The sequence below is a fragment of the Mycobacterium sp. OTB74 genome (genome assembly GCF_029892685.1).
Lineage (GTDB): Bacteria > Actinomycetota > Actinomycetes > Mycobacteriales > Mycobacteriaceae > Mycobacterium.
Genome location: NZ_JARXVD010000015.1, coordinates 59,218 through 79,574, shown reverse-complemented (window position 1 = coordinate 79,574; position 20,357 = coordinate 59,218). Strand labels below are relative to the sequence as shown.

Here is a 20,357-nt window from a genome sequence, read left to right as displayed (position 1 = left end):
CCGACCATGAACGAGCCCACACCCGTCCCGCCCGCCCGGCCGAAGGCCGTCACGGTGGCTTTCTGGTGCTGGGTGGCGGGCGCGGTGCTGTTGGCCGCGCTGGGACTGTGGCAGCTCAGCCTCAACATCCCCATACAGTTCCGGGCAATCGGTGGCCTCTTGGTCGTGGTCGGGCTCAGCCAGGGTTTCCTGGCCGGTAGGGCGCGCCGTGGAGATGCCCGTTTCCGCCGCGCTGCGGCCGCATTGGCGATGGGCACGGTGCTGCTGATCGTTTTGCTGCTGTTGGCGTTTGGGACCGATCCACTGGGGTTGCTGGTGCTGGTGGTGGTGATGGCGTTATCGATCGCCGGGACGGTGTCGATCACTCGGCCGGTGGCTCAGCAGTGGTTTGACGGAGAGGCCGATACGTGACGGATACACCCGTAGAGGCGGAGGCCGAACAGATCCTGTTCAGTGAGCCCGGTGCCAGTTGGTGGTGGCTGGCGCTCGGTCCCTTTTCAGCGGTATCACTGGCCGGGATGCAGGTGTGGTCTGCGCACCGGGTCGATCCGCTGGTGCCGGTGGCCTTCCTGGTCGTGGTGACGGGGTTCATGTTCATCCAGGTCAAGGCCGCACGTATCCACACCTCAGTCGAGCTGACGCCTGAGTACCTGCGTCAGGGTCAGGAGTCCATCCGCGTCGACACCATCGTCTCGCTGTACCCGGAGGCCCGTGGTTCGACAACGCCGCGCTGGCAGTCGTCGCGGGCGCTCGGCGAGCTGACCGGAGTGCCACGCGGGCGCACCGGTATCGGGCTCAGACTCAGCGGAGAGCGCACCGCCCAGGCGTGGGCACGGCGGCACCGCACGCTGCGCGCGCAACTCGAAGAGTTGGGCACACAGACGGTCGAGGAGGACGACGAGTGAGTGGGCGACAACGCAGTCGGATCATCGCGGCTGCCGAGCTGCTGTTGGCGTTGGCGGCGGCGGTCGCGTGCGTGTGGAGCTGGCTGGCCGCGTCCTCGGTTGCCCAGGTGCAGCCCGTGATCGCAGGTGAACCGACGAAGACCTCGGTCCTGTACGACCCGGCCAACCTGTCGCTTTCGTTGTTCCTGGCGATGGTCGCCGGGGTTCTCGCGGTGCTGGGGATCGGGCGGTTACGGCGCAGCCAGTAGGGTTGCCTCCATGTCGTTTTCGCTCCAACTTTCCGACGATGTCATCGAGGTCCGAGACTGGGTCCACGAATTCGCTGTCAACACGATCCGGCCTGCGGCCGAGGAGTGGGACGAGCGCGAAGAGACCCCGTGGCCGTTGATCCAGGAGGCCGCCAAGGTCGGCCTGTACTCGATGGAGTTCTTCGCCACCCAGGCCGCTGAGCCGAGTGGGCTGGGCATGCTGACGGCGTTCGAAGAGATGTTCTGGGGTGATGCGGGCATCGCGCTGGCCATCATGGGCACCGGGCTGGCGGCGGCGTCGCTGGCGTCCACCGGCACCCCGGAACAGATGGGTGAGTGGCTGCCACAGATGTTCGGCACGGCCGACGACGTCAAGCTCGCGTCGTTCTGTTCGTCCGAACCTGGTGCGGGATCGGACGTTTCGGCGATCATCACCAAGGCGCGCTACAACGAGGCCACCGACGAGTGGGTGCTGAACGGCACCAAGACCTGGGCCACCAACGGCGGCATCGCCAACGTCCACATCGTGGTGGCCTCGGTGTACCCCGAGTTGGGGTCGCGGGGCCAGGCGACGTTCATCATCCCGCCGGGCACCAAGGGCTTCAGTCAGGGACAGAAGTTCCGTAAGCACGGCATCCGGGCCTCGCACACCGCCGAGGTGGTGCTCGACGACGTTCGGATCCCGGGCCGGCTGATCATCGGTGGCCGGGAGAAGTTCGAGGAGCGGATCGCCCGTACTCGGGAAGGCAAGAGTTCGGCGGGCCAGGCCGCGATGAAGACCTTTGAGCGCACCCGGCCGACGGTCGGCGCCATGGCGCTCGGTGTCGCCCGGGCAGCCTACGAGTATGCGCTGGAGTACGCCCAGCAGCGCGAGCAGTTCGGCAAGCCGGTCGGCGACTTCCAGGCCATCGCGTTCAAGCTCGCCGACATGAAGACCAAGGTGGACAGCGCCCGGCTGCTGGTGTGGCGGGCCGGGTGGATGGCCCGCAACAACAAGCCGTTCCTGAATGCCGAGGGTTCCATGGCCAAGCTCGTGGCGAGTGAGGCGGCGGTCTACGTCACTGACGAGGCCATCCAGATCCTCGGCGGCAACGGCTACACCCGGGACTATCCCGTCGAGCGGATGCACCGCGACGCCAAAATCTTCACCATCTTCGAGGGCACCAGTGAGATTCAGCGGCTGGTGATGGGCCGGGCGCTCACCGGCCTGCCGGTGAAGTAGACCCCTCCTTTTTCCGCGAGCCGTGCTGGGGGTACCTCCCGCTTGCGGGGGAGTCGGCCGCCGACACGCACGCTCGCGTGTATATGGGTGGGGTATGCCCCATTGCTACAAAGTGCAAAATTTGTAACACTGTCCGCATGACCGAAACTGTGGAACAGTCGGAGCTGGTCGACGCCCTCCCGCTGGGGCCCGATTCGTTGGTGTGGAAGTACTTCGGCGACAACCGGATGTTCCTGATCGGCCCGCGGCCCGCAGTGCTGCAGAACATGCTGGCCGAACTTGGGCAGGGAGTGCTGGACCATTCCGTGTTCTTCGCCGACACCTCGGCTCGGATCAAGCGGTCGTTGCCGCCGATCTTCCGCACCGTTTATGGTTCGGACGACGACAGCTCCGGCTCTCAGGCCGGCACCCAGGTCCGCGACTTCCACCACAACATCAAGGGCGACATGCCCGACGGGAGCCGTTACCATGCCCTTGACCCGGAGACGTATTACTGGGCCCACGCCACTTTCGTCGAGCAGGTGCTGTACTTCGCCGACACCTTCGTCAAGCGGTTGACCGACGACGAGAAGGAACGGATCTACCTCGAATCAAAGACCTGGTATCGCCGCTACGGCGTCAGCGAACGCCCGATGCCGGCGACCTATGCCGAGTTCGAGCAGTACTGGGCACACATGCTGAATGATGTTGCGGTACCACATAAAACGGCCAGATACGGCGTCGGCTATGTCACCAAGGGCTTTCCGAAGCCCAAGGCGGTAAACCCGGTGGCGTGGCGAATGGTCGCGCCGGTGTTCAACCCGGTCGCGGCTTTCCTGACCACCGGCGGTCTGCCGCCCCAGGCGCGCGAAATGCTGGAGCTGCCGTGGACCGACCGGCAGGAGCGGGCCTACCAACTGTTCGCCGCGGCGTGGCGCTCCAAGCCGGTCAACTGGATGTGGGACCGGTTGCCGATGTCGGTGCGGTACAACAAGTTTGCGCAAGTGGGCTATGCCCACGGCCACTGACGCGACGGCTGTCATCCTCGATGCAGCCCTGGCGGAATTCGAACGGCACGGCATCCGTCGGGTCGCGCTGGACGATGTCGCCAAACGGGCAGGGGTCAGCCGCACCACCATCTACCGACGTTTTGCCAACCGTGACGAATTGGTCGCTGCTGTGGTCGAGCGGGAGAACACCGAGTTGTTCGCCGATATCGCTGACGAGCTGAAAAATGCTGCGCCGCAATCGGATTTGTACGTCGAAGCGTTCACTCTGTCGATCTTGCGGTTCCGCAGGCATCGGGTGCTCAACCAGTTGATGGTCGACGAGCCGGCGCTGCTGCTGGAGTTGGCGCACCGCCATTACTCTGCGGCGGTCGACCGGATGGCCACAGCCCTGCGGGTCATCTTCCCGGCGGGGTTCGCCGACCGGATCGGCGAACAGGCCGTCAACGATCTGGCCGACACCATCCTGCGGTACGCCGCGATGGCGCTGATGCTGCCGAGCGTCGAGGCGCTGGACACCGCCGAGGACATCCGTGCCTTCGCGGCCCGGCACTTCCTACCCAGCCTGCCGCCGGCGCTGCGGGCGCAGTCGACGAAGGCGACCACTTCTCCTTGAGGGTAAGTTTCCACTAACGGTTGACCAATGCTTACCGTTAGTGGAGACTTACCAATATGCCACCGACTGCCGACGCTGTTCTCGACGCACTGGGAGACCGCACGCGTCGGGCGATTCTGGAGATCCTCGTCGAGGGCCCCAGTGCCGTAGGGGCATTGGCAGACCGGCTGCCGGTGTCCCGTCCGGCGGTCTCGCAGCACCTGCGGGTGCTGAAGGAAGCCGCGCTGGTGGTGGAGCAAGTGGCCGGCACTCGCCGGGTTTACCGGGTGAATCAAGCGGGGCTGATGGCGGTGCGGGATTACCTCGACCGGTTCTGGGAAACCACGCTGGACAACTTCGCCATTTTGGCTGCGCAGGCGCAGCGCGATGCAGAACTCGACAAAGAACTGGGGAACAACGATGAGCAAGATGAGCAATGAGTCGACCGTTGTGGAGGTCTTCCGATCGGTGACCGTGCCGCTGTCGGAACAACAGGCATTCGAGCTGTTCACCGAAAGGATGACCGACTACTGGCCGGCTGAACATTCGATCGGCGGCTCGCCCTTCGAAGCGGTGGTCATCGAACCGCGGGCCGGTGGCCGCTGGTATGAACGCGGTGCCGACGGTACCGAGTGCCAGTGGGGTCGGGTAGCGGATTGGCAACCGCCGCGAAAAGTGGTGCTGCTGTGGCAGATTGGCGCGGACTGGAAGTTCGACCCGGAGTTCCAGACCGACGTCGAGATCACCTTCACCGCCGAAGGGCCAGGCCACACCCGCGTTGACCTACGGCACACCAACCTGGAGCGGTATGGCGATGCGGCAGAGCAGATGCGCGGCATCCTTGATTCGCCCGGTGGCTGGCCCAACACCCTGGAGCGGTTTGCCGAGGCCGCGGCTGCTTCATGACGACAATGGACCTGGCCCGGGCCGAGCGCGCGGACTTCGTCGAACTGCTGTCCGGGCTCACTCCCGAGCAGTGGGACCAACAATCGCTGTGTACGGGCTGGCGGGTGCGCGACGTGGCCGCGCATGCCTTCGGTTTCGATGAGCTGAGCCGGGGTGAGACCGTCTGGCAATTCGTGCGAGGCGGGCTCATCCCGGGCCGGATCAATGCCCGCGTGCTGAACCTGTATCGCGACTGGACCTCCGAGCAGCTGTGTCAGATGGTCCAGCGTCACCCCGACCCGCACGGGTTCACCGCCGGCTTCGGCGGCATGATCGCGCTGGTCGACGGCATGGTGCACCAGCAGGACATCCGCCGCCCACTGGGGATACCGCGGGCCATCCCGGACGGGCGGCTGTGCGCCGTGCTCGATTTCGCGCGGTACGCACCGCTGATGCGCGGCGCGTGGCGGGCCAGGGGAGTACGGCTGGCGGCCACCGATGTCGACTGGTCGTTCGGCAGCGGTCCGCTGGTGAGCGGTCCCGGCGAGTCGCTGCTGATGGCGATGGGCGCCCGGCTGAGCGCGCTGGAGGAACTCAGCGGGCCCGGCCTTGACCGGCTGCGTCAGAACCTGAAGAGCTCAGGCCCGGTGGAGTAGCACCGCGTAGTCAAAAGGCAAGTGCGGGAACGCAAACCGTCCGAGGCCGGTGACCTGTCCGGCGGCTTCGGCGCGGGTGACCATCCGGGGTTCGGTGACATCGAACGTGTGGCCGTGACGCTTCAGCCGCCCACCGCCGGCGGCGGTGATGTTCTTGAGCCAGTCCCGGTTCGGCCCGTAGGTCAGCAAGATGGCGACCCCGTCGTCGGTGCTGAACACCGTCAGCGGGGTACGAAAAGTCTTGCCGGACTTACGTCCGACGTGTTCCATAATGCCCATGGCGGGCGCCCAGCCGGCCCAGAGCCGCATCACGGGATTAATGGTGTATCGGTTCAGTCGTGCGACCCACTGTGGCATTTGCATGTCGCCATCGTCCGTCATCGCGGCAAGTGATGGCTAGGCCAGCGAGTAACCTCAGCGACAGTCGGCCACGGCGACATCGGCGTCGCGCAAGCGGCCCGCCAGGTTTCAGCCTCAAGGAGGGATCCATGCCCGCGCCCACAAATCCCGACGCCCGTCGGATCTACGACCTGGAACGCAGTCGCGTGTTCCACTCGTGGTCCGCGCAGGGCAATCTGGACCCGCTGGTCATCACCGGCGCTGAGGGCAGCTACGTCGTCGACGGCGACGGCAACCGGCTGCTGGACTTCTCCAGCCAGCTGGTGTTCACCAACATCGGCCACCAGCACCCAAAGGTGGTGGCCGCGATCGCCGAGCAGGCCGCCAAGCTCTGCACCATCGCACCGCAGCACGCCAATGAGGCCCGCGCCACCGCTGCCGATCTGATCTGCCAGGTGGCCCCCGAAGGGTTCAACCGGGTGTTCTTCACCAATGGCGGCGCCGACGCCGTCGAGCACGCCGTCCGGATGGCCCGCGTGTACACCGGCCGCTACAAGACGCTGTCCACCTACCGCAGCTACCACGGCGGCACTCAGCTGGCGGTCAACCTGACCGGTGACACCCGGCGTTGGGGCAACGACTACGGCACCGCAGGCACCACGCACTTCTTCGGCCCGTTCCTGTACCGCAGCCAGTTCGGTTCGCAGACACCCGAGGAGGAGACGGAACGCTCGTTGGCGCATCTGCGCTCGGTCATCGAGTTCGAAGGTCCGGGGGCGTTCGCGGCGATCATCCTGGAATCGGTGCCCGGCACCGTCGGCATCATGCCGCCGCCCCCGGGCTACCTGCAGGGCGTGCGCGAACTGTGCGACCAGCACGGCATCGTGATGATCCTCGACGAGGTGATGGCCGGCTTCGGGCGCACCGGAAAGTGGTTCGCGCTGGACAACTTTGGCGTCAGCCCTGACCTGATCACCTTCGCCAAGGGCGTCAACTCCGGCTATGTGCCGCTCGGCGGTGTCATCGTCAGCGACAAGATCCTGGACCGCTTCCTGGACAAGCCGTACGGGGGTGGGCTGACGTACTCGGGTCACCCGCTGGCCTGCGCCGCGTCGGTGGCAACGCTGACCGCGATGCACGACGAGAAGATCGTCGAGAACGCCGAGATGATCGGCACCGACGTCTTCGGTCCGGGCCTGGCTGCCTTGGCCGAGAAGCACGACATCGTCGGCGACGTCCGCGGCCTGGGGGTGTTCTGGGCGGTGGAGCTGGTCAAGGACCGCGCGACCAAGGAGCCGCTGGCACCCTACGGCGGCAGCTCGCCGGAGATGGGCGCCATCAATACGCGCGCCAAGAAGAGCGGTCTGCTGTTGTTCATGAATTACAACCGCTTCCACCTGGTGCCGCCCTGCAACATCAGCATCGACGATGCCAAGCGAGGCTTGGACATCCTCGACGACGCACTGTCAGGGGTGTAGTCATGGCCTATCTCAAGCCGCCGTGGTTCGTGGTTCACGTCTTCAACCGCATCGCGCGGGTCACCGGTGCCGGTGGCAGCGAGACGCTGACGGTCACCCGAGCCTCCAATGGCGAATTGCAGCGCATCCCGGTCGTCGTTCCGGAGGTGGACGGGGTGAAGTACCTGGTGTCCACCCGCGGTGAATCGGCGTGGGTGAAAAACGTCCGGGCCAATCCGGTGGTGGCTCTCGGCAAGGTGAACTATCTGGCCGGCGAGGTGCCGGTCGAACAGCGGGCGCCGATCATCGCGGTGTACCGGCCGTTGGCCGGCAAGGTGGTCGAGGGCTACTGGCAGCAACTGCCCGACGATGTCGACCATCCGGTGTTCAAGCTCACGCTGCAGAAGTAGGGCTGCGCCGGGTCTGCTGGGTCGCGTGCGGCACTGTTGTCACGTCTGCCACTTGCGTCGCTGTTCCAGGCAACAGAGGCGGACACAACCGTCGGCGCCAGGTCGGGCGGCGCGTGGGATGACTGCGCCCGCCGCGGCGGCCCAAGGGCGGTATCAGCCTTCGACTACGCCCTGTAGTTGGTCCATTCGCGCACGCCTGGGACACTGGTGGTCATGGTTTCTACCGACGTCTCCGCGAAACTGTTCGCCGACGCGTCCACTGTCATCCCTGGCGGGGTCAATTCGCCGGTGCGGGCCTTCTCCTCAGTCGGCGGTACGCCGCGGTTCATCACCTCCGCGAGCGGCTACTGGCTGACCGACGCCGACGGCAACCGCTACGTCGACCTGGTGTGTTCCTGGGGCCCGATGATCCTGGGTCACGCCCACCCCGCGGTGGTCGAAGCGGTGCAGACTGTCGCGGCCAACGGCCTGTCCTTCGGAGCGCCGACGCCCGCCGAGACCGAGTTGGCCCGCGAGATCATCGACCGGGTGGCTCCGGTGCAGCTCATCCGCTTCGTCAACTCCGGTACCGAGGCCACCATGAGCGCCATCCGGCTGGCTCGCGGCTTCACCGGCCGGCCCAAGATCGTGAAGTTCTCCGGCTGCTACCACGGTCACAGCGACGCGCTGCTGGCCGCCGCGGGTTCCGGTGTCGCGACGCTTGGCCTGCCGTCGTCGCCCGGTGTCACCGGCGCGGCCGCTGCCGATACCATCGTGTTGCCCTACAACGACCTGGATGCGGTGCGGGCCACCTTCGCCGAGCTCGGCGACCAGATCGCGTGCGTCATCACCGAAGCCAGCCCCGGCAACATGGGTACAGTGCCGCCGGCGCCCGGCTACAACGCGGCACTGCGACAGATCACCGCCGACGCCGGCGCGCTGCTGATCATGGACGAGGTGATGACCGGCTTTCGGGTCAGCCGAGGCGGTTGGTACGGCATCGATCCCGTCGACGCAGACCTGTTCACCTTCGGCAAGGTGATGAGCGGCGGCCTGCCCGCCGCGGCATTCGGTGGCCGCGCCGAAGTCATGGAGCGGCTCGCCCCGCTGGGCCCGGTCTATCAGGCCGGCACACTCTCGGGTAACCCGGTGGCCATGGCCGCGGGCCTGGCCACGCTGCGTGCCGCAGATGACGCCGTCTATGCCGCGCTGGACACCAACGCCGACCGGCTGTCCGGACTGATCTCCGATGCGCTCACCGAAGCGTCTGTGGCACACAAGATTTCGCGCGCGGGCAACTTCTTGACCGTGTTCTTCGGTGACGGTCAGGTCACCGACTTCGACTCGGCCAAGGCCACCGAAACCTGGCGTTACCCGGCCTTCTTCCACGGCCTGCTCGATGCCGGTATCTACCCGCCGTGCAGCGCTTTTGAGACCTGGTTCGTCTCGACTGCCCTCGACGACGCGGCGTTCGAGCGGATCGCCGACGCCCTGCCTGGCGCCGCCCGTGCGGCCGCCCAAGCTCAGGAGCCTGCATGATCGAGCAGACGATCGTGCACGTGATGCGGCACGGCGAGGTGTACAACCCGGAGAAGATCCTCTACGGCCGCAAGCCCGGGTATCACCTTTCCGACAAGGGCCGCGCGCAGGCCGAAGCCGTCGCAGGCTGGCTGGCCGAACGCGACATCACCTATGTGGTGGCCTCGCCGCTGGAGCGCGCCCAGGAGACCGCGTCGCCCATCGCCGCCAGGCACGGGTTGCCAATCGACACCGATCCGAAACTGATCGAGTCGACCAATGTGTTTGAAGGGCAACGAGTTTCACCCGGGGACGGAGCCCTGCGCGACCCGCGTAACTGGTGGCACCTGCGCGACCCGCGGACCCCGTCGTGGGGCGAGCCCTATGGTCACATTGCAGCACGGATGACCGGAGCACTGGACCGTGCCCGCGCCCGCGGTGCCGGCCACGAGGCGGTGTGCGTCAGCCATCAATTGCCGGTGGAAACCCTGCGGCGCGCCATGCTCGGAAAGCAGTTACACCACTTCCCAACCCGGCGGATGTGCAACCTGGCGTCGGTGACGTCGTTCTATTTCCACGACGAGCGCATGGTCGGCTGGGCGTATTCGGAGCTGGCCGGACAGTGAGGACTCTGGTCGCGGTGGTGTTATCGGTGGCTGCGCTGTTGGCGGGCTGTTCCACCGGTGACGACGCCGTCGCTCAGGGTGGCACGTTCGAATTCGTGGCGCCGGGCGGCAAGACAGATATCAGCTACGACCCGCCGGCCAGCCGGGGCAAGCCCGGTCCGGTGCGCGGCCCGCTGCTGTCTGACCCGTCGAAAACCGTTTCGCTGGAAGACTTTTCGGGCAAGGTCGTGGTGATCAACATCTGGGGTCAGTGGTGTGGCCCCTGCCGTTCGGAAATCGCCGAACTGCAGAAGGTGTACGACGCGACCAAGGACCAGGGCGTCGCGTTCCTCGGCATCGACGTCCGCGACGCCAACCGCCAGGCCGCGCTGGACTTCACCATCGACCACAAGGTGACCTTCCCGTCGATCTATGACCCGGCCATGCGCACCATGATCGCGTTCGGCGGCAAGTACCCGACCACGGTCATCCCGTCGACCCTGGTGCTGGACCGTCAGCACCGGGTGGCGGCGGTGTTCCTGCGTGAGCTGCTGGCCGAGGACCTCAAACCCGTTGTCGAGCGGCTGGCCAAAGAGGCTGGCGCATGACCGGTTTTGCCGAAACCGTCGCCGCCGGACCGGTGCTGGTGGCGATCGGGGTGAGCCTGCTGGCCGGACTGGTGTCCTTCGCCTCGCCGTGTGTGGTGCCGTTGGTGCCGGGCTATCTGTCGTATCTGGCCGCGGTGGTCGGGGTTGACGACTCCGGTAACGGGGCAGTGGGCAAGCGCTGGCGGGTGGCCGGGGCGGCCGCGCTGTTCGTCGCCGGGTTCACCGCCGTGTTTCTGATGGGTGCCGTGGCGGTGCTGGGCCTGACCACGACGCTGATCACCAATCAGCTTCTGCTGCAACGCATCGGCGGGGTCGTCACGATCGTGATGGGTCTGGTGTTCGTCGGGCTGGTCCCGGCACTGCAGCGGCAGGTGCGATTCACCCCGCGTCAGGTGTCCACGCTGGTGGGCGCTCCACTGCTGGGTGCGGTGTTCGGGCTGGGCTGGACGCCATGCCTGGGCCCCACGCTCACCGGGGTGATCGCGGTGGCATCGGCCAGCGACGGCGCCAGCGTGGCCCGTGGCGTGGCTCTGGTCATCGCCTACTGCCTGGGCCTGGGAATTCCGTTCGTGTTGTTGGCCTTCGGCTCGGCCCGCGCGGTGCAGGGGCTGGGTTGGTTGCGGCGGCATGCCAGGGCCATCCAGGTGTTCGGTGGGTTGCTGCTGATCGCCGTCGGCGCCGCGCTGGTCACCGGGGTGTGGAACGACTTCACCTCGTGGGTGCGCGACGCCTTTGTCAGCGATGTGAGGCTGCCGATATGACCGAAGTCGATTCGCGACCTGGCGCTAAGGCCCCCGAAACGCAGCGTCCAGGGGTGCTGAAGCGCCTGCTCGCGCTCTTCCGTAACACCTGGCGGAGCCTGACGTCCATGGGCACCGCGTTGGTGCTGCTGTTCCTGCTGGCTCTCGGTGCCATTCCTGGTGCGCTGCTGCCGCAGCGCTCGCTCAACGCAGGCAAGGTCGACGAGTATCTGGCCAAGCATCCGACCATCGGTCCCTGGCTGGACAAGGTGCAGGCGTTCTCGGTGTTCTCCAGTTTCTGGTTCACCGCCATCTACGTGCTGCTGTTCATCTCGCTGGTGGGCTGCCTGACCCCGCGGCTGATCGAGCACATCCGCAGCTTGCGGGCCACTCCGGTGCCGGCGCCGCGCAACCTGGCCCGGCTGCCCAAACACTTCGAGACCGAGCTGCCCGGTGAACCGGAACCAGTCGCGCGACGGATGTCGGCCAGGTTGAAGGGTTGGCGGCAGGTGACCCGCACCGAGGACGGTGTCACCGAGATATCGGCCGAAAAGGGCTACCTGCGCGAGTTCGGCAACATCGTCTTCCACTTCTCGCTGTTGGGCCTGTTGGTCGCGGTGGCCGCGGGCAAGATGTTCGGCTACGAGGGCAACGTCATCGTCATTGCCGACGGCGGGCCCGGTTTCTGCTCAGCCTCGCCCGCCGCCTTCGACTCGTTCCGGGCCGGAAACGTCGTCGACGGCACCTCGCTGCACCCCACCTGCCTGCGAGTGCACAACTTCGACGCCCATTACCTGCCCAGCGGTCAGGCCACCATGTTCGCGGCCAACGTGGACTACCAGGACGGCGCCGACCTGAACACCGACACCTGGCGGCCCTACCGGCTGGAGGTCAACCACCCGTTGCGCATCGGTGGCGACCGCATCTACCTGCAAGGGCACGGCTACGCGCCGACCTTCACCGTCACCTTCCCGAACGGGCAGAGCCGCACCTCGACGGTGCAATGGCGTCCGGACAGCCCGCTGACGCTGCTGTCTTCCGGTGTGGTGCGCGTCGACCCGCCTGGCGGCACCTATCCGGACGAACGGGAGCGCCGTAAGCACCAGATCGCCATCCAGGGGCTGTTCGCGCCGACCGCCGAAATGGACGGCAAGCTGCTGTCTTCGAGCTTCCCGGCGCTGAATTCGCCGGCCGTCGCCGTGGACATCTACCGCGGCGACACCGGCCTGGACACCGGCCGCCCGCAATCGCTGTTCTCGCTGGACCCGAAGATGATCGAACAACACCGGCTGACCAAGCAGGCCCGGGTGAACCTGAAGACTGGGGAGCAGGCCAAGCTGGACGACGGCACTGTCGTCCGGTTCGACGGCGCGGTGCCGTTCATCAACGTGCAGGTGTCGCACGACCCGGCCCAGGCGTGGGTGCTGGTGTTCGCGCTGACCATGATGGCCGGGCTACTGGTGTCGCTCGTGGTGCGCCGACGCCGGATTTGGATTCGGATCGAGCCAGTGCAGCCGGGTAGCGTAAGCGTCGAGCTCGGCGGCCTGGCCCGCTCCGACAACTCGGGGTGGGGCGATGAGTTCGAGCGGCTCACCGCGCGGCTGGTGGGTCCCGAGGCGGAGGCATAGTGAATACAGAGCACATCGACATCGGGCTGGCCCGGTACTCGGACTGGGCGTTCACCACGTCGGTGGTCGTCTTGGTCGCCGCCCTGCTGCTGTTGGCCGTTGAGCTGGCCTACAGCCGGGGCCGCAAGGCCGATGAGCGCTCGCGCGAAGAGCAGATGGCAGGGGCAAGCGTCGGCGGCGCCGCAGGCGTCGGCGCCAACAGCACCACCCCGGGTGTGGTGATAGAGGAGCCCACGCGCAGCGTAGATGAGCGGATCGGCCGAGTCGGGCTGTCGCTGGTGTATGTCGGCATTGCCATGCTGTTCGCCTGCATCGTGCTGCGCGGCTGGGCCACCATGCGGGTGCCGTGGGGCAACATGTACGAGTTCATCAACCTGACCAGTTTCAGCGGGCTGATCGCGGCGGCAATCGTGTTGCGCAAGCCGCAGTTCCGGGCGCTGTGGGTGTTCGTGCTGGTTCCGGTGCTGATCCTGCTGGCGGTCTCGGGTAAGTGGCTGTACACCAATGCCGCTCCGGTGATGCCCGCGCTGCAGTCGTACTGGCTGCCGATCCATGTGTCGGTGGTCAGCCTCGGTTCCGGGGTGTTCCTGGTCGCCGGCGTCGCCAGCATCCTGTTTCTGCTGAAGATGTCGCCGCTGGCCGAGCCAGGTCGGGACGGCACTCTGGCCCGCATCGTCAGTCGCCTGCCCGATGCCCAGACCCTGGACCGCATCGCTTACCGGACAACCATTTTCGCATTCCCAATCTTCGGCTTCGGCGTCATCTTCGGAGCCATCTGGGCCGAGGAGGCCTGGGGCCGGTACTGGGGCTGGGACCCCAAGGAGACGGTGTCGTTCGTGGCCTGGGTGGTGTACGCCGCTTACCTGCACGCCCGGTCAACCGCCGGCTGGCGGGACAAGAAGGCCGCGTGGATCAACGTCGTCGGCTTCGTGGCGATGGTGTTCAACCTGTTCTTCATCAATCTGGTGACCGTCGGCCTGCATTCCTACGCCGGGGTGGGTTGAGCTTGACCCCGTCGTTCCGGGCACAGGGCCGATTCAGAAACTTTGTTTCTCCGGCCGTCGTATTCGGCCCCGCGGAGCTTGCCGAGATCGTCCTGGACTCGGTTGAGGTTGTGCCCGTAGTCGCGGAGGAGACGTCGGGCACGCCCGAGCCAACCGCGACAGCAGAGCCATCACAGGTGTCAGAGCCGTCGGGGCCGCCCGAGCCTTCGGAGTCGCCAGAGCCGTCAGCGCCGGAACCGCCCGTTACCCGCACCGTGGACCCGGAGACCATTGCACTGCTGACCCGACCCGGGCGCGCACCGTCGAGCGGCTGGCGCAAGTGGGTGTACTACGCCACGGGAACCTTGGTGAATCCGGGTGAGCCACGGAAATTGCTGGAGCACAAGGGCCTTACCGCACAGGTGAACCAACCGCTGCGGGACTGCTACCGAATTGCGCTGCTGTCGCTCAAAGGCGGCGTGGGCAAGACGACCATCACCGCGACCCTTGGTGCGACGTTCGCGTCGATCCGCAGCGACCGCGTGATCGCCGTCGACGCCAACCCCGACCGCGGCACCTTGAGCCAGAAGGTGCCACTGGAGACCCCGGCGACCGTGCGTCACCTGCTGCGCGACGCGGAGGGCATCACCAGCTACAGCGACGTGCGCAACTACACGTCACGTGGACCCAGTCAGCTGGAAGTGCTCGCGTCGGAGAGCGATCCGGCGGTATCCGAGGCATTCAGCTCGGAGGATTACGCACAGACGCTCGCGGTGCTGGAGAAGTATTACCGGCTGGTGCTCACCGACTGCGGCACCGGCATGCTGCACTCGGCAATGGGTGCTGTACTTGAGCACGCAGACGTGCTGATCGTCATCAGCTCGGGCTCGGTGGACGGAGCCCGCAGCGCATCGGCCACGCTGGATTGGCTTGAGGCGCACGGTTATCAGGATTTGGTGAGCAACGCGATCGCCGTGATCAACGCGGTGCGGCCGCGGTCAGGCAAGGTCGATCTGCGCAAGGTGGTTGACCATTTCGCCCGGCGTTGCAGGTCGGTGCGGCTGGTGCCGTTCGACCCGCATTTGGAGGAGGGCGCCGAGATCAGCCTGGACCGGCTGCGCCCGGAGACGCGAGATGCGTTGCTGGAGTTGGCCGGTGCGGTAGCCGACGGCTTCCCACTGGCGCTTTAGAGGGTGTGGCTCAGCCTGCCTCAGCCGCCGAGTCGACGCAGGAATTCCGGATCATCGTCTGGTCCGATGACGCGGGTGCTGCCGGTACGAGTGGCCGAAGCACGCGTGACCCGCCAGCCCAAGTAGGCCAGCAGCGCGATGAGAGCGCTGAGGAGCAAAAACTGCACGGAAACCTCCTTTCATCGAATATACGCGCCGTCGGTAGGCTCGGGTTGTGTCTGATACTCCGTCCTGGCCGCGATTGCTGCTCGATGTCGCCGCCTATGCCGCGGCGCGGCTGGTGCTTGTCGCCGCGCTGACCGGCGTCATCTATGGCGCCGGACTGCTGCTGGGCATCCACCAACTTCCACTTATGGTTGCGCTGCTGTTCGCGATCGTGCTGGGTATGCCGTTGGGTATCTGGCTGTTCGCGCCGCTGCGCCGCCGGGCCACCGCGTCAGTTGCGGCGGTCGACGAGCGTCGCCGCACCGAACGAGACCAGCTGCGGGCACGCCTGCAGGGCGACGAATCCGACAACTGACACCCGCTGGGCGTCAGCGCGCGACTATCAGAGCCGTCGTCAGAAGTACCGCCCACACCAGCATGGCCATCCCGGTGTCCCGCAGCACCGGGATCAGCTCGCGACCCGTAAGTCCGGACCGCACTGGGCGGCCCGCTCGCACTGCCAGTGGCAGCGCCAAAAACCCGACCGCACACCATGGCGTCGCCAGCATCAGCACCGCGGTCAGTAGGAACGGCAGCGCAACCAGAGCTTGGTAGAGCACCCGGGTACGCGCGTCGCCCAGGCGCACTGCCAGCGTGATCTTTCCTGAGGTCTCATCGGTCGGGATGTCGCGAAGGTTGTTGGCCACCAACACCGCTGAGGACAGCGCTCCGATCGACACCGCCAGCAGGCCACCTACCCAGTCGACCCGCAGGGCCTGGGTGAACTGCGTGCCGAGCACGGCGACCAGACCAAAGAACACGAATACCGCGACCTCGCCAAGACCGCGGTAGCCGTAGGGGTTGGCGCCGCCGGTGTACAGCCAGGCGCCCGCGATGCAAGCCGCGCCCATCGCGATCAGCCACGGCTCGCTCACCAGCGCCAATGCCAATCCTGCCGCAGCGGCGACGCCCAGGCTTATCACTGCTGCGGCCAGCACTGCCCTGGGCGACGCCAGCCTGGAGCCGACCAGCCGCACGGGCCCGGCGCGATCGTCGTCAGTGCCCCGGATGCCGTCCGAGTAGTCGTTGGCGTAGTTGACGCCGACGATCAGCGCCAACGAAACAACAAGCGCCAGAGCGGCTTTCCACCACACTTCGGAACCAAGCCAGGCCGCGGCTCCGGTTCCGACGAGCACCGGTGCAACGGCGTTGGGCAGGGTCCGCGGGCGGGCGCCCTCTACCCATTGCGCAAGACTGGCCACCCGCGTCCTTCCATGTTCTCGGTGCGTCGCGTGACCGGATGTGATCTTCCCGTCGCTTCGCTCGCCCCAGTGTGATCTACCCGTCGCTTCGCTCGCCCCATCGTCGCACGGCCCTACACTTATCGGCATGAAGGATCGAATCAGCAAGAACGAGATCCGCAAGGACGTACTGCAGGAATCCGTTGAAGCGGTGACGTCCACCGTTGGCGAGGTCACCAACATCATCATCGGGGCGGTCAAGGACGTGGCGACCTCGATCGGTGGGTTGGCAACCGATGCGTTCGCCATCCGGGATAGCGCTCGTCAGGCCCGTGCACAGCTGGACCGGGACGAGGCTGACGACCTGGAGGCAGACCGGGCGCCGGGAGCGGAGACCGACGCCGAATAACCCATGCTCGGAGTAATTGGCGGTAGCGGCTTCTACACGTTCTTCGGGGACGACGCCCGTAGCGTCACGCTCGATACGCCTTACGGACCGCCCAGTGCCGCGATCACCGTCGGCGCCATCGGCGGGCACGAAGTGGCGTTTCTTCCGAGACACGGGACCGGCCATGAGTTCTCGCCGCACACCGTGCCGTACCGCGCCAACATGTGGGCGCTGCGGATGTTGGGGGTGCGGAGGATTTTTGCGCCATGCGCGGTCGGCAGCCTGACTGCAGAACTCGGCCCCGGATCGGTTGTGGTGCCCGATCAGCTCGTCGACCGCACCAGTGGCCGCGCCGATACCTATTTCGATTCCAGCGGTATTCACGTCGGGTTCGCCGACCCGTACTGCCCGACGTTGCGGGCTGCCGCGGCCGCGCAACCCGGCGTCACCGACGGCGGCACCATGGTGGTGATTCAGGGGCCGCGGTTCTCCACCCGCGCTGAAAGCAAGTGGTTCGCTTCGCAGGGGTTCACCCTGGTCAACATGACGGGGTATCCCGAGGCGGTACTGGCTCGTGAACTGGAAATATGTTATGCACCAATAGCTTTGGTCACCGATCTGGATGCCGGCATCGAAGCGGGCGGCGGCGTGACGGCGGTCGATGTATTCGCCGAGTTCGAGCGCAATATGCCCGCGTTCAAACAGTCGTTGCGGGACGCGATCAGCCGGGTCGACGCCGAGCGCAGCTGCACGCATTGCCTGGCCCACACCGGAGTGGACCTGCCCTTCGCCCTGCCCTGAGCGCTTTGGGCGCGCATCGTCACGCCCTGTATGACGCGGCACGCCGGAATCACATAATGGGTGCCATGGCATCGGGCATCTGCGAGCAATTCGGTATCGACTTTCCGCTCTTCGCATTCAGTCACTGTCGCGACGTGGTTGCCGCCGTGACCAATGCCGGCGGTTTCGGAGTGCTGGGCGCCACCGCATATACCCCTGAACAACTCGACCGCGAACTGGCCTGGATCGACGAGCACGTCGGCGGTAAGTCCTATGGCGCGGACATCATCGTGCCGGCCAAATTCGAGGGCAAGGGTGAGAACCTGCCCCGCGGGCAGCTGGTCGACCGAATCCCCGGCGAATACCGCGATTTCGTCACCCAACTGCTCGTCGATCACGGCATCGAGCCTGAGGAGCCCCGGACCGGGGGGTCGGGTTTGTCCGGTGACACCGGGCGCGAACTGCTCGAAGTGGCCATGGGCCATCCCATCAAGCTGATCGCCAACGCGCTGGGTGTGCCACCGGACTACATGATCGAGGCTGCCCGCGACCGGGGGATACCGGTGGCCGCGCTGGTCGGAGCCAAGGAGCACGCCGTCAAGCAGGTTGCCGTCGGGGTGGACGTGATCATCGCGCAGGGCACCGAGGCCGGTGGGCACTGCGGCGAGGTGTCGACGTTGGTGCTGGTCCCGGAGGTCATCGACGCGGTCGCGGCTACCGGCAGTGACGTCCCGGTGCTGGCCGCGGGAGGCATCGTCACCGGGCGGCAGATGGCCGCGGTGGTGGCGATGGGCGCGGCCGGCGCTTGGACCGGGTCGGTGTGGTTGACCACGGAGGAAGCCGAGACCGAGCCGGTCACCAAGCAGAAGATGCTCGCTGCATCTTCGCGGGATACCGTGCGGTCGGCGGGCCGGACGGGAAAGCCTGCCCGCCAATTGGTTTCGGACTGGACCGCGGCCTGGGCGCCGAATGACGGTGGCCGCAAACCACTTCCGTTGCCGCTGCAGAACATGCTGAGCGAGCCGGTGCTACGGCGCGTCGATCGACTTGCCGCGCAAGGGCATCCAGGGGCCCAGCAGTTGGCCACCTATTTCGTGGGGCAAGGCGTCGGGATGATGAACAAGGTCAAACCTGCGCGCGAGGTGGTGCGTGAATTCATCGAGGACTACCTGGCCGCTACCGAGCGGCTGACCAACTCGCTGCCTTGAGTGATTTGTGCACGATTGTGTGCGCTCAGCGCCCGAAATCGGGCATAAATCGCGGCGTTACGGCTCGATGGCGAGGCGGCCGGATTCAAGTTGCGGCCGGTCGGCCGGCGATTCCAACCCGCTTGAGCTTGCCGGTCGTTGTGCGCGGACAGTGGCATCGGGGGCCACATCACCGGTGGTGGCGGGTGTCTGGTCGGCGGTGTCGTTCACCGTCACTCGCAGCGTCCGCCTCAGAGTGAAGGTGATCTCTTCGAATTCCTCAATAACCTTTTGCGCCGAACGCAATTGCTGCGTCGAGGTGTCGATGGCTCGGGTGACCACCGGTGGCACCAGTGGGGCCAACGGCCGCAACCACCGGGCGGCGACGCGGGTCAGGTCGGGCAGCCCCGGAACAGGGGAGTTCGAGGTCTCTGGCGCGACGGGGACCGGCAGATTCTCCGCCGGCTGTTCGACGGGTGCGGGCAAGGCCGGAGCATCCGGGGCAGGTGCCTCGACGACGGCCGGTGCCTCAGGAGCAGCGGCGGTCGGTCCCAGGAACTCCGCCGGCTGGACGGGTGACTGCGCGGGTGCCACGGCCAGCGCATCGGCCACGCGCTGACGGTGGTATTCGCGGTGGATCTCGGCGTCGGCCTCCAAAGCGACCCGCATGGCGGTCAATTGGTGCTCGGTTTTCATGATCTCGGCCGCAGCCCGGGCCTGTGCCTGCTTGACCGCGATGTCGGTGTCGGCGCGCAGCTCAGCGCGCAGCCGAGAATCAGAATGGCGGTCGCGGACGGTCCGATCGTCGCGGGCGTGCAGCAGCATGGGCAGCAGATACAGCAGGATGCACCCGCTGACGACCCCCAGGCGAGCCGCGAGCGTCGCCGGGGTGCTCAGGGTGTAAGCGTCCATTGCCACCCATCGCGTCCCGAACCCGCGATCCGATCCGGCGACAGCGGCGCCCCGGGCCTGCGTCAGCGCACGTTCGGCGTCGGCGATCCGCGCGTCCAGGGCAGGACCCTGCCGGTCCCTGGCGGCCAGCGCGGAATCCAGCTCACGCTGATTCTGCCCGAGCACTTCCTGGGCGTTTTGGGTGATCTGACCGTCGCCTGGAACGCCGGTGATCGGCTGCTGTGCGCATGACGACGTCGGGTGGTACTCGCAGCGGGCCACCACTTGGGCGTCGTCGCGGCGTTGCCGCGCGGAGTTGACGGCAGCGTCCAGGGTCCCGCGGCTGGTCCGCAGCGCCTCAAGGCTGGCGCCTGCGGCGGCGACGGACGGGACGCCCGCGGTACGGGCCGCGGCTTCACCTTCGAGGCGCTGCGAAATGGCATTGGTGAACAAGGTCATTGCGCACAACTCGCCGACGAGAACTCCGACCGAGACGGCCAGCAGCACCCGTCCCACCATGCTGCGGCCACTGCCGACCGTGCTCCGGATGGCCGCGACCACCACGAGCCCGAAGACCAACGTAATCGGCAGCACGAGCGCCAGTGGCCAGCCCGTCGCCGGCACCGCGACGGCAGCCGCCACCAGCCAGGCCAGTAAGCCGCCGGTCCAGGTCAGCGCGGCAACCGCGGGGTTGTCATCGTTCGTGCTGTGGGCAGCCATGGGAGAACTCCAGTCTTCTGGTGCTCATTCAGGGTCCCAGAGAGCCGTCCTG

The 20,357-nt window shown here is 66.6% G+C and carries 26 protein-coding genes; 22 read left to right on the top strand and 4 right to left on the bottom strand.

What is annotated here, in order from left to right:
* The first annotated feature begins 6 nt into the window (after positions 1-6).
* The 9 genes from M2432_RS19495 (at position 7) to M2432_RS19455 (ending at position 5,497) form a co-directional block, all read left to right on the top strand.
* On the top strand, positions 7-411 hold the full coding sequence (locus M2432_RS19495; protein WP_280828475.1) for a hypothetical protein: 405 nt from the start codon (positions 7-9) through the stop codon (positions 409-411).
* The gene (locus M2432_RS19490) at positions 408-905 is read left to right on the top strand and encodes a DUF3093 domain-containing protein (protein WP_280828474.1); all 498 of its coding nucleotides are present in this window, start codon (positions 408-410) and stop codon (positions 903-905) included. Before M2432_RS19495 ends, M2432_RS19490 begins: the two co-directional genes overlap by 4 nt.
* Complete coding sequence (locus tag M2432_RS19485; RefSeq protein WP_280828473.1) at positions 902-1,153, top strand: hypothetical protein; 252 nt, start codon at positions 902-904, stop codon at positions 1,151-1,153. The genes M2432_RS19490 and M2432_RS19485 overlap by 4 nt, the downstream gene beginning before the upstream one ends.
* A 10-nt stretch (positions 1,154-1,163) precedes the next feature.
* Complete coding sequence (locus tag M2432_RS19480; protein ID WP_280828472.1) at positions 1,164-2,375, top strand: acyl-CoA dehydrogenase family protein; 1,212 nt, start codon at positions 1,164-1,166, stop codon at positions 2,373-2,375.
* A gap of 137 nt (positions 2,376-2,512) precedes the next feature.
* The gene (locus M2432_RS19475; RefSeq protein WP_280828471.1) at positions 2,513-3,382 is read left to right on the top strand and encodes an oxygenase MpaB family protein; all 870 of its coding nucleotides are present in this window, start codon (positions 2,513-2,515) and stop codon (positions 3,380-3,382) included.
* A complete protein-coding gene (locus tag M2432_RS19470) occupies positions 3,366-3,977 on the top strand; it encodes a helix-turn-helix domain-containing protein (RefSeq protein ID WP_280828470.1) in 612 nt (203 codons plus the stop codon). The genes M2432_RS19475 and M2432_RS19470 overlap by 17 nt, the downstream gene beginning before the upstream one ends.
* A 56-nt stretch (positions 3,978-4,033) precedes the next feature.
* Positions 4,034-4,396: a metalloregulator ArsR/SmtB family transcription factor gene (locus M2432_RS19465; RefSeq protein ID WP_280828469.1), complete on the top strand. Its 363-nt coding sequence runs from the start codon at positions 4,034-4,036 to the stop codon at positions 4,394-4,396.
* A complete protein-coding gene (locus M2432_RS19460; RefSeq protein ID WP_280828468.1) occupies positions 4,386-4,862 on the top strand; it encodes an SRPBCC family protein in 477 nt (158 codons plus the stop codon). The genes M2432_RS19465 and M2432_RS19460 overlap by 11 nt, the downstream gene beginning before the upstream one ends.
* A gap of 5 nt (positions 4,863-4,867) precedes the next feature.
* A complete protein-coding gene (locus M2432_RS19455) occupies positions 4,868-5,497 on the top strand; it encodes a maleylpyruvate isomerase family mycothiol-dependent enzyme (protein WP_348536322.1) in 630 nt (209 codons plus the stop codon).
* On the opposite strand, the gene M2432_RS19450 is transcribed toward M2432_RS19455, so the two are convergent.
* Positions 5,480-5,860, bottom strand: a complete 381-nt coding sequence (locus M2432_RS19450; protein ID WP_280828466.1) for a nitroreductase family deazaflavin-dependent oxidoreductase — start codon at positions 5,858-5,860, stop codon at positions 5,480-5,482. The two genes, M2432_RS19455 and M2432_RS19450, sit on opposite strands and share 18 nt — an antisense overlap.
* 125 nt (positions 5,861-5,985) lie before the next feature.
* Between M2432_RS19450 and M2432_RS19445 the strand changes: the two genes are divergently transcribed.
* From M2432_RS19445 to M2432_RS19405, 9 genes are all read left to right on the top strand, one after another.
* Positions 5,986-7,314, top strand: coding sequence for an aspartate aminotransferase family protein (locus M2432_RS19445; RefSeq protein WP_280828465.1), 1,329 nt, complete (start codon positions 5,986-5,988; stop codon positions 7,312-7,314).
* A gap of 2 nt (positions 7,315-7,316) precedes the next feature.
* On the top strand, positions 7,317-7,703 hold the full coding sequence (locus tag M2432_RS19440) for a nitroreductase/quinone reductase family protein (protein ID WP_280828464.1): 387 nt from the start codon (positions 7,317-7,319) through the stop codon (positions 7,701-7,703).
* A gap of 213 nt (positions 7,704-7,916) precedes the next feature.
* Positions 7,917-9,221 carry a glutamate-1-semialdehyde 2,1-aminomutase gene (gene hemL, locus M2432_RS19435; protein ID WP_280828463.1) on the top strand — a complete coding sequence of 435 codons (1,305 nt, stop codon included), beginning with the start codon at positions 7,917-7,919 and terminating at the stop codon, positions 9,219-9,221.
* Entirely contained in the window at positions 9,218-9,826 is a 609-nt protein-coding gene (locus M2432_RS19430) for a histidine phosphatase family protein (protein ID WP_280828462.1), read from the top strand. The genes hemL and M2432_RS19430 overlap by 4 nt, the downstream gene beginning before the upstream one ends.
* On the top strand, positions 9,823-10,413 hold the full coding sequence (locus tag M2432_RS19425) for a TlpA disulfide reductase family protein (protein ID WP_280828461.1): 591 nt from the start codon (positions 9,823-9,825) through the stop codon (positions 10,411-10,413). The genes M2432_RS19430 and M2432_RS19425 overlap by 4 nt, the downstream gene beginning before the upstream one ends.
* A complete protein-coding gene (locus M2432_RS19420) occupies positions 10,410-11,174 on the top strand; it encodes a cytochrome c biogenesis CcdA family protein (RefSeq protein ID WP_280828460.1) in 765 nt (254 codons plus the stop codon). The genes M2432_RS19425 and M2432_RS19420 overlap by 4 nt, the downstream gene beginning before the upstream one ends.
* A 107-nt stretch (positions 11,175-11,281) precedes the next feature.
* A complete protein-coding gene (locus M2432_RS19415) occupies positions 11,282-12,781 on the top strand; it encodes a cytochrome c biogenesis protein ResB (protein WP_280828552.1) in 1,500 nt (499 codons plus the stop codon).
* Positions 12,781-13,785, top strand: coding sequence for a c-type cytochrome biogenesis protein CcsB (gene ccsB / locus M2432_RS19410; RefSeq protein ID WP_280828459.1), 1,005 nt, complete (start codon positions 12,781-12,783; stop codon positions 13,783-13,785). Before M2432_RS19415 ends, ccsB begins: the two co-directional genes overlap by 1 nt.
* Before the next feature lie 110 nt (positions 13,786-13,895).
* The gene (locus tag M2432_RS19405; RefSeq protein ID WP_280828551.1) at positions 13,896-14,954 is read left to right on the top strand and encodes a MinD/ParA family protein; all 1,059 of its coding nucleotides are present in this window, start codon (positions 13,896-13,898) and stop codon (positions 14,952-14,954) included.
* Positions 14,955-14,974: 20 nt separating this feature from the next.
* Here M2432_RS19405 and M2432_RS19400 read toward each other — a convergent pair whose 3' ends face one another.
* A complete protein-coding gene (locus M2432_RS19400; RefSeq protein ID WP_280828458.1) occupies positions 14,975-15,121 on the bottom strand; it encodes a hypothetical protein in 147 nt (48 codons plus the stop codon).
* Positions 15,122-15,168: 47 nt separating this feature from the next.
* Between M2432_RS19400 and M2432_RS19395 the strand changes: the two genes are divergently transcribed.
* The gene (locus M2432_RS19395) at positions 15,169-15,474 is read left to right on the top strand and encodes a DUF4229 domain-containing protein (protein ID WP_280828457.1); all 306 of its coding nucleotides are present in this window, start codon (positions 15,169-15,171) and stop codon (positions 15,472-15,474) included.
* A 13-nt stretch (positions 15,475-15,487) separates the two neighbouring features.
* Here M2432_RS19395 and M2432_RS19390 read toward each other — a convergent pair whose 3' ends face one another.
* Positions 15,488-16,360 (bottom strand): 1,4-dihydroxy-2-naphthoate polyprenyltransferase, encoded by an 873-nt coding sequence (locus M2432_RS19390; RefSeq protein WP_280828456.1) that lies wholly within the window; start codon positions 16,358-16,360, stop codon positions 15,488-15,490.
* A 127-nt stretch (positions 16,361-16,487) separates the two neighbouring features.
* On the opposite strand from M2432_RS19390, the gene M2432_RS19385 reads away from it, so the two are divergent.
* The 3 genes from M2432_RS19385 (at position 16,488) to M2432_RS19375 (ending at position 18,715) form a co-directional block, all read left to right on the top strand.
* Positions 16,488-16,748, top strand: coding sequence for a hypothetical protein (locus M2432_RS19385; protein ID WP_280828455.1), 261 nt, complete (start codon positions 16,488-16,490; stop codon positions 16,746-16,748).
* 3 nt (positions 16,749-16,751) lie between these two features.
* Complete coding sequence (locus M2432_RS19380) at positions 16,752-17,528, top strand: S-methyl-5'-thioadenosine phosphorylase (RefSeq protein ID WP_280828454.1); 777 nt, start codon at positions 16,752-16,754, stop codon at positions 17,526-17,528.
* Positions 17,529-17,593: 65 nt separating this feature from the next.
* Positions 17,594-18,715 carry a nitronate monooxygenase gene (locus tag M2432_RS19375; RefSeq protein WP_280828453.1) on the top strand — a complete coding sequence of 374 codons (1,122 nt, stop codon included), beginning with the start codon at positions 17,594-17,596 and terminating at the stop codon, positions 18,713-18,715.
* Between the two features lie 57 nt (positions 18,716-18,772).
* Here M2432_RS19375 and M2432_RS19370 read toward each other — a convergent pair whose 3' ends face one another.
* Complete coding sequence (locus M2432_RS19370; protein WP_280828452.1) at positions 18,773-20,305, bottom strand: DUF4407 domain-containing protein; 1,533 nt, start codon at positions 20,303-20,305, stop codon at positions 18,773-18,775.
* Between the last annotated feature and the right edge of the window lie 52 nt (positions 20,306-20,357).

Excerpts from the sequence above, each read along its gene's own strand:
- M2432_RS19430 (WP_280828462.1), top strand. The coding sequence starts at position 9,218 with ATGATCGAGCAGACGATCGTGCACGTGATGCGGCACGGCGAGGTGTAC.
- M2432_RS19480 (WP_280828472.1), top strand. The coding sequence starts at position 1,164 with ATGTCGTTTTCGCTCCAACTTTCCGACGATGTCATCGAGGTCCGAGAC.
- M2432_RS19495 (WP_280828475.1), top strand. The coding sequence starts at position 7 with ATGAACGAGCCCACACCCGTCCCGCCCGCCCGGCCGAAGGCCGTCACG.
- M2432_RS19450 (WP_280828466.1), bottom strand. The coding sequence starts at position 5,860 with ATGCAAATGCCACAGTGGGTCGCACGACTGAACCGATACACCATTAAT.
- M2432_RS19420 (WP_280828460.1), top strand. The coding sequence starts at position 10,410 with ATGACCGGTTTTGCCGAAACCGTCGCCGCCGGACCGGTGCTGGTGGCG.
- M2432_RS19380 (WP_280828454.1), top strand. The coding sequence starts at position 16,752 with ATGCTCGGAGTAATTGGCGGTAGCGGCTTCTACACGTTCTTCGGGGAC.
- M2432_RS19385 (WP_280828455.1), top strand. The coding sequence starts at position 16,488 with ATGAAGGATCGAATCAGCAAGAACGAGATCCGCAAGGACGTACTGCAG.
- M2432_RS19455 (WP_348536322.1), top strand. The coding sequence starts at position 4,868 with ATGGACCTGGCCCGGGCCGAGCGCGCGGACTTCGTCGAACTGCTGTCC.
- M2432_RS19470 (WP_280828470.1), top strand. The coding sequence starts at position 3,366 with ATGCCCACGGCCACTGACGCGACGGCTGTCATCCTCGATGCAGCCCTG.
- hemL (WP_280828463.1), top strand. The coding sequence starts at position 7,917 with ATGGTTTCTACCGACGTCTCCGCGAAACTGTTCGCCGACGCGTCCACT.
- M2432_RS19375 (WP_280828453.1), top strand. The coding sequence starts at position 17,594 with ATGGCATCGGGCATCTGCGAGCAATTCGGTATCGACTTTCCGCTCTTC.
- M2432_RS19440 (WP_280828464.1), top strand. The coding sequence starts at position 7,317 with ATGGCCTATCTCAAGCCGCCGTGGTTCGTGGTTCACGTCTTCAACCGC.
- M2432_RS19475 (WP_280828471.1), top strand. The coding sequence starts at position 2,513 with ATGACCGAAACTGTGGAACAGTCGGAGCTGGTCGACGCCCTCCCGCTG.
- M2432_RS19465 (WP_280828469.1), top strand. The coding sequence starts at position 4,034 with ATGCCACCGACTGCCGACGCTGTTCTCGACGCACTGGGAGACCGCACG.
- M2432_RS19445 (WP_280828465.1), top strand. The coding sequence starts at position 5,986 with ATGCCCGCGCCCACAAATCCCGACGCCCGTCGGATCTACGACCTGGAA.
- M2432_RS19460 (WP_280828468.1), top strand. The coding sequence starts at position 4,386 with ATGAGCAATGAGTCGACCGTTGTGGAGGTCTTCCGATCGGTGACCGTG.
- M2432_RS19370 (WP_280828452.1), bottom strand. The coding sequence starts at position 20,305 with ATGGCTGCCCACAGCACGAACGATGACAACCCCGCGGTTGCCGCGCTG.
- M2432_RS19415 (WP_280828552.1), top strand. The coding sequence starts at position 11,282 with ATGGGCACCGCGTTGGTGCTGCTGTTCCTGCTGGCTCTCGGTGCCATT.